Here is a 5,921-nt window from a genome sequence, read left to right as displayed (position 1 = left end):
CTGGCTCCTTGCAATCATAGACGTGTGTACGCGCGCCGTGCTCGGTTATCACATCGCGTTAGCCATACGCGCAAGAGAAAAACGATGGACATCAGGCGGAGCCTTGAAAATGCTGCAATCGGCAGACTGCGGGTTGTCCATTAGATTGGGAGAAAAAGTGGACACAACGACCATCGCGTGTCCATTTTCCTCCGCAAGTTTGCTTTATTTTATTTCGACATCTAGCGCGACTGCAACGGCAGGACACTACCGCTGCGCAGCACGGCCAGTTCTTTGCGCAGGCTGAATACCTGACGCAGCAGCGCGAGTTCACGAGCCAGCGACTCGTCAAGCTGTACCTGCAGATCCTTCGCGTCGCCCTTCGCGCGGTTCAGACGTTCCGTCAGCTCGAGCTTTGGCCGCTCGGCTACAGCGTTGGCCGCATCGATTGCTTCGATCAGCCCGGCGAACTGAGGGCGCGACTTCTTGATGCTGCCTTTCTTGCGGCCCGCCTCGATCGCCACGGTATCGTTGTTGATACGCGCACCCTTGCGCTTCTTCAGCCGCTCAAGGGCGGCGTAGTAGTCGGTCATGGCATCGCTCATGCGGCCTCCGGCTTCATCAGTTTCTCTTGCGCGTCAAGCAGTCGTTGCAGCGTCTGTGCCTCGATGCGGCATTCGACGCTCGCCTCATCGGCAGCGCGCAGCTTCTCGACTGTGGCCTGCTGCGCCTTGATCACGCGCTGAAGCTTCGACGGCATGACCACGAGGTTACGGCAGTTCGATTCAAGGCAATCCAGACGCATCCAGTCGAGCGCCGTCGACTTGCACGGCTCGACGCTGGCGCAGCCGCCAAGCACCGTCTCGCGGTACGCCAGTTCGCCCTTCCCGAACATCCTCACCGTCTGCTCGCGTGAGTAGACCGACACGGGCGACGCCTGCACGGCACGGCTCTGTGTCCATGCTGCGTGCCCGCCGAACAGCCGCTCGTCAGAGAACAGCACCTGCTCAGCGTACGCAAGGTACTCGGACAGGCCCTGTGCCTCGGCCCATTCCTTCGCGAAGTGAGCCTTGTCGGTGTCGATGAAGCCCTTCGCAAACGCCGAGCCACGAGCGTAATACATGCTCATTTCCTGCGTGATGTGCTGCAACTGACGCTTGAGCGTCGGCAGCGTGACGAGGCCGCTGCGTTGCGCATACAACGCGAGCGAGCGGCGAAGCTGATGACGCGTGAACGGCCACTGCTGCCCGACCGCGTACTTCGGTTCGTCTTCCCATGCGCGGTGCATGTCGACACGCTTCAGTTCGGCGATGTCTTCGGCCGTGATCGTCGGGAAGACGCGCTCACGAAAGCCTTCGACATCGTTATGTATGGTACTGGGCGCCCGGTTTGCCACGTACTTAAGATGCAGACCCATCCGACAGAACAGCAGGCGGGAACCGTCCGTCGATTCGGCGTAGCCTGGTGCGCTGTGCGCACGGTGCGCCTCGCCCGACAGCCGTTGCGCGAGCCTGACGGCGCGAGCACCGAGCGGGCTTGTCACCCAGCATGCGCGTTTGGGACGCCCGCCGGACAGCTTGGTCGTAACGCCCTCGATGGCATAGTGCGTCACGCCATCCAGCCGGGCCTCGCTCAGACAGTCGTACGGCAGGTTCTCCGCTTCCATCGCGCGCATGCCGGTGAACGACAGGATGACAAGCTGGCATAACGCGCTGATCGACGCCACAAGCGACAACACGATGTAAGGGGAGTCCTTGCACCCGAAGTGGACAGCAGCCGTCTTCAGTGCGGCACAGACGTCAGGGCGTTCGCCAGCGTATGCGCGCGCGAGGTAGTCCGACAGCGCGTTCGCGACGCTCTCAGCGATCCCGAGGTCATGCTCGCAGGTCGACAGTAAGTGTTGGTAGATCCGCGTCGGGATGACCGCGTATTGTGAGTTTCCGGCGCGTTGCGCGGAGCGTTCGAGCAGAGGCTTATGCAGTTGGGCCAACGGCACACGCAGCCCTGTGGCCTCGGCGCCCAGCCGGTGAAGCTTCGCCAGAATCGAATGAAGGCGTTGGGCCTTCATGTCGATCCCAGCTTGTGCCACATAGTCCAGAACAACAGCGACGTTGGATAGCCCTTCATAAAGAGTAAGCTGGTGTTCGGCGGCAAAGAAAGTGAAGTCCTTCAGGTAAAATGAACAAGATTGAAGAGTACTGGACGCCGGTACCGTCTCGGTCACTTCGTGCATAAGAAAGTACATGACCTGCTTCCACTGACGCGTAGTCGTGGCTGAAAGGATGCGGCCTGCGTCGTTAAGCGGGTGACCCCTAAAGTGGATATGGGTGCGGCGCGATCCAATCGTATATGCACGGATGTCCCAGGCGTCGTCACCAAACAGCGAAGCAGCGTTCCCGGCCTTGTCGTGAGTGACGACCGCATCGTCTTCGATCCGATACCAGTCGGGGCGCTCGGCGAGCGCTGCGATTAGCGTATTGTTCATGCCACTCCCAATTCGTAAAGCTGATCAAGCTTGGTCGACCAGAAAGCGTCAAGATTTCCATCAATATCAACGTCGTGCTCGATCTGACCGACCAGCGCGGCGTCGCGCTTGCATAGTTCATTCAGGAGGAATTCGACCCGTCGCAGCACCGCGCCGAACGAGCTCTCGTATTGCTCGAACGAGCCAGCACGCCCGCTCGCGAGCCTGATGCAGTGACGGCAACTCAGCAGCTTGCGGATGTCGGTGGCGTCAGCGTGCACGCGGTACTGGTCGCAAAAGAGACACCCTTCGGTCGAGCGGCAGTCAGGCTGTACGGTGACCGAAGCGGCGATCGGCGCAGGCTTGTGGAACTCGATGCAGACGCCCACCGCGCTCTTGATGGAGCCCGCCGGGTCGTTGCCGGCCTTCAGCACGGTCTTCTCAACTGAAGCGAGGAATGCGCCCATCTCAGCCTTGTGCGCGGTGTCCGTGCCGTTCGAGTACGAGCGCAGCGCCGTGGCCAAGGAGTGGCCCATCAGCCTGGCTGCGACGACAGGGCCGTGATTGCTCACCGCCCAATCCTGCTTTGCCGCACGCCACTGACGTGCGCTAATGCGCGGCAGCACAATCCCGAGCGTACCGAGTCGACTGTAAAGCCGATCAAGGAATTGGGTTGAGAGACCCGTTAGCCGCCGCAGCTGCGCATGATGCCCGACTACGACGAACAACGTGTCACAGTCTGCGTCCTGGACAAGATACTTGCGCAATGCCAGATACGCCTTGAGCTTTGGCATGAAGGCCAGCGAGACGGTGAACGTAACTTCCATTCCACCTGCACGGTACTTAACCTCGCGAAACTTCTGACGTACAACAGACGCATCCCGCAGGCTCGCGGCGAGCTCCGGGCTCCACTTCATTGCCAGCAGCTGCGCGAGGCTGACGCCCGTTTCAGCCAGAAACAGCGCGGCGAAGCAAGAGGCCGCCATCGAAGCATGCGAGCGGCGGATCGGTGACTGTACGTCCTCGTTGGCCGCCGTAAGATGTTTAGCCGTTAACCGCGCGATGCCCCACGAACGATGGCGAGGATTTTTAGCTCCAGCCTCGGCCAAGCGCCTCGTGAGTTCTTCCCGGGTGCGCAGCTGTCCCGTCTCCAGATTCCAGCCAAACAAGCCGTTCGAGTCGTGCCCTTCACCACGGCCATGTGTGTGCGGAACAAGGCAAAGATTCTCACCTCGCGCCGTGGTCACGCGCACCGGATATGGCTTGAAGTCGAGCACCAGCGTGCTGATGCTGCTGAAGAGCGCGTCAGCCCACGCGAGCAAGGCGGCTTGTGCCTCGGCGTCGGGCACAACTGTCGGTGCGTAAGCATAATGTTGCTGGCGCAGCACCCTCGCATCGGCGCAGAAGTCGTCGTTTCTGAATAACTCACGTAGCATCGACAACAGATTAGGCTGAAGGCGCGCGACAGTATTGTGGTTCAGGTTGCCCAGCGAGACCTGTTCACGCTTCTCACGAAAGTAACGATGAACCGCCTCCGCCGTAGCCTTCTCGTCACAGAGCACCTGATGCAAGCCCAGCCTGTCGGCCCAGTTGGCGAAGTCAAGCACGCCGCGCAGAGCAAGATAGACCGTATTCGGACGCATTGCACCAAGGGTCAAGCGCTCGGAAAGCTGTTTCACCAGCATGCGTACGACCTTGGCGCGTTCGCTGCTGAAGCTTGTATGGTCGAAAGTGTGTCGTGTGTGCCGCGTGCTCGACGTGTCACGCGTCAGGTAGCAGATCTGCCCAATATCGGAACGGTTGCTAATGCCTTCCCACTTGAGCAGCGCGCGCTCGGGGCGCAGCAGCGTCGTGCCTTCCGTGAGCGGCATGTGCACTTCCTCGTACAGCCGGTTCATGATGCCACCGCGCAATCGAGGGCGAGCGTGACCAGCGTCGACAGGTGCGCACTCCACCCGTCCTGCACAGCGTCGAACAGCTTGCGGTTTTCGCGGTAGCCGAGGTAAATCTCAGTCGTAGACGGCCGGGCGTGCCACATCAACTGCCGCAACTGATCGAGTGCCCGGGTGTACTTCGTCTCATTCGCTGTCATCGTGTCGACCATGTTCAGCCCGTAAGTCGCGCGCAGGTCGTGGAAGCTGACCGCATACCTGGGGTTGCCGAGCTGCACGCGCATCATGGGCAACAGTTCGTCCCTGATGAACTGACGCACGGCCTGCCCTGTCTTGACGTGACGGCGTACGTGCGAGCCAGTGCTCACCGGGGCGCGCGACGCGCAGTCCTCGTAGAGCGGCGCACCGCGATGGCTCAGAAAGAGCGGCTGGTCGAAGTGATCGCCGCCATCTGCCATCTGGCGACGCTTGCGCGCACGATCGCTGTGCACGTAGACGTACAGCCGCTCATAGAAACCACGCGGCAGATGCAACACGCCCTTGACGCCGCCCTTCGTGTCGATGCCGGTACCTGGCCCGCAGGGGAGACGGATGTCGTCGCCGTGAAACCCGTCAGGCTTGTGCATCACGTGTTTCGCGCGCACGGTCAGTACCGTCTGGATGCGGGCGCCCGTCAACAGCGCGAAGAGATGAACGAGCGTCATCTCGGTGTTGCCTAGTGCGGCTAACGATTCAAGCAGCGCCGACTGCTCGGAAGAGGGGAGCGGGCGCAGGCGACCACCGTCCTGGATGTGATCGTCCCATGGGTCTTCTACGCGCCGGCCACTGATCGACAGGTCGGTGGTCTTGACTTCGATCACGCCGCTGAAGCCCTTCTCGTCCTTGAACTCAATGAAGCGATCAGATTCGACCCACGGCGCGTTCGTGGGTCGAAAGCCTGCTTCGGTCATCAGCCAGCGATAAAAGCGCACCACGGTGCCCATACGACGCTTGGCAACGCCCGGAGACAGTTCGCCTGCCTGCACCGCCATCTTGATCGAGCCGCTATATCGGTAGGTCGGACGTTGCCGCTTGTTCACAGGGAAGACGAGCCAGTCGATACCCTCGTCATCCAGATAACGACGGAACGCTACCAGGTCGTCAGCGATGCAGGCGAACGTCAGCATGTTCGGCGACAACTTCGACTCGATCATATCGATGAGCCAGAGGTTCGCCTCAGCCCACGGCGCGCCGTCAACAAGTCGGACAACGGGAAAGAGGGGGAAGGTGCCTGCGATCCACTTCGGGCGGGTGTCGCGTCGCTTGCCGGTGTCGGGGTCTGCGAGCGGGACCGTGTGATAGATGGTGCCGCCCTCGGGGGTGGTGATACTGACCGGCGTCGCGCCGGGTGTGTCGCGGTCAACGACCTCGGTCAACGGCAGTTGCCGGATGGTCGTTCGTCTTGCTGTCATGATGCAGATCCTCTGCTGTGTTTGTGCGGGCGTCCGCTTTAACACAGCCTGCGAGTATCGGGAAATCGTTCTTCACTTGCGCATATAGCCAGAGAATACAGCCGCTACGACGTCATCAAGACAATCGAGAATGCA

4 protein-coding genes are annotated in these 5,921 nt (G+C 60.9%); all 4 read right to left on the bottom strand.

From position 1 onward, the window contains the following. Positions 1 to 221: 221 nt before the first annotated feature. The 4 genes from ACSQ36_RS46855 to ACSQ36_RS46840 are packed head-to-tail and all read right to left on the bottom strand — an operon-like array spanning position 222 to position 5,786. Complete coding sequence (locus ACSQ36_RS46855; RefSeq protein ID WP_436186632.1) at positions 222 to 584, bottom strand: hypothetical protein; 363 nt, start codon at positions 582 to 584, stop codon at positions 222 to 224. After that, on the bottom strand, positions 581 to 2,464 hold the full coding sequence (locus ACSQ36_RS46850; RefSeq protein ID WP_436186633.1) for an integrase: 1,884 nt from the start codon (positions 2,462 to 2,464) through the stop codon (positions 581 to 583). The genes ACSQ36_RS46855 and ACSQ36_RS46850 overlap by 4 nt, the downstream gene beginning before the upstream one ends. After that, positions 2,461 to 4,341, bottom strand: a complete 1,881-nt coding sequence (locus ACSQ36_RS46845; protein WP_436186634.1) for an integrase — start codon at positions 4,339 to 4,341, stop codon at positions 2,461 to 2,463. Before ACSQ36_RS46845 ends, ACSQ36_RS46850 begins: the two co-directional genes overlap by 4 nt. Beyond that, complete coding sequence (locus ACSQ36_RS46840) at positions 4,338 to 5,786, bottom strand: site-specific integrase (RefSeq protein ID WP_436186635.1); 1,449 nt, start codon at positions 5,784 to 5,786, stop codon at positions 4,338 to 4,340. The genes ACSQ36_RS46845 and ACSQ36_RS46840 overlap by 4 nt, the downstream gene beginning before the upstream one ends. Positions 5,787 to 5,921 lie beyond the last annotated feature (135 nt).

This window comes from Caballeronia sp. LjRoot34, from assembly GCF_964253815.1.
Classification (GTDB): domain Bacteria; phylum Pseudomonadota; class Gammaproteobacteria; order Burkholderiales; family Burkholderiaceae; genus Caballeronia.
This window is presented reverse-complemented; position numbering and strand designations above follow the sequence as displayed.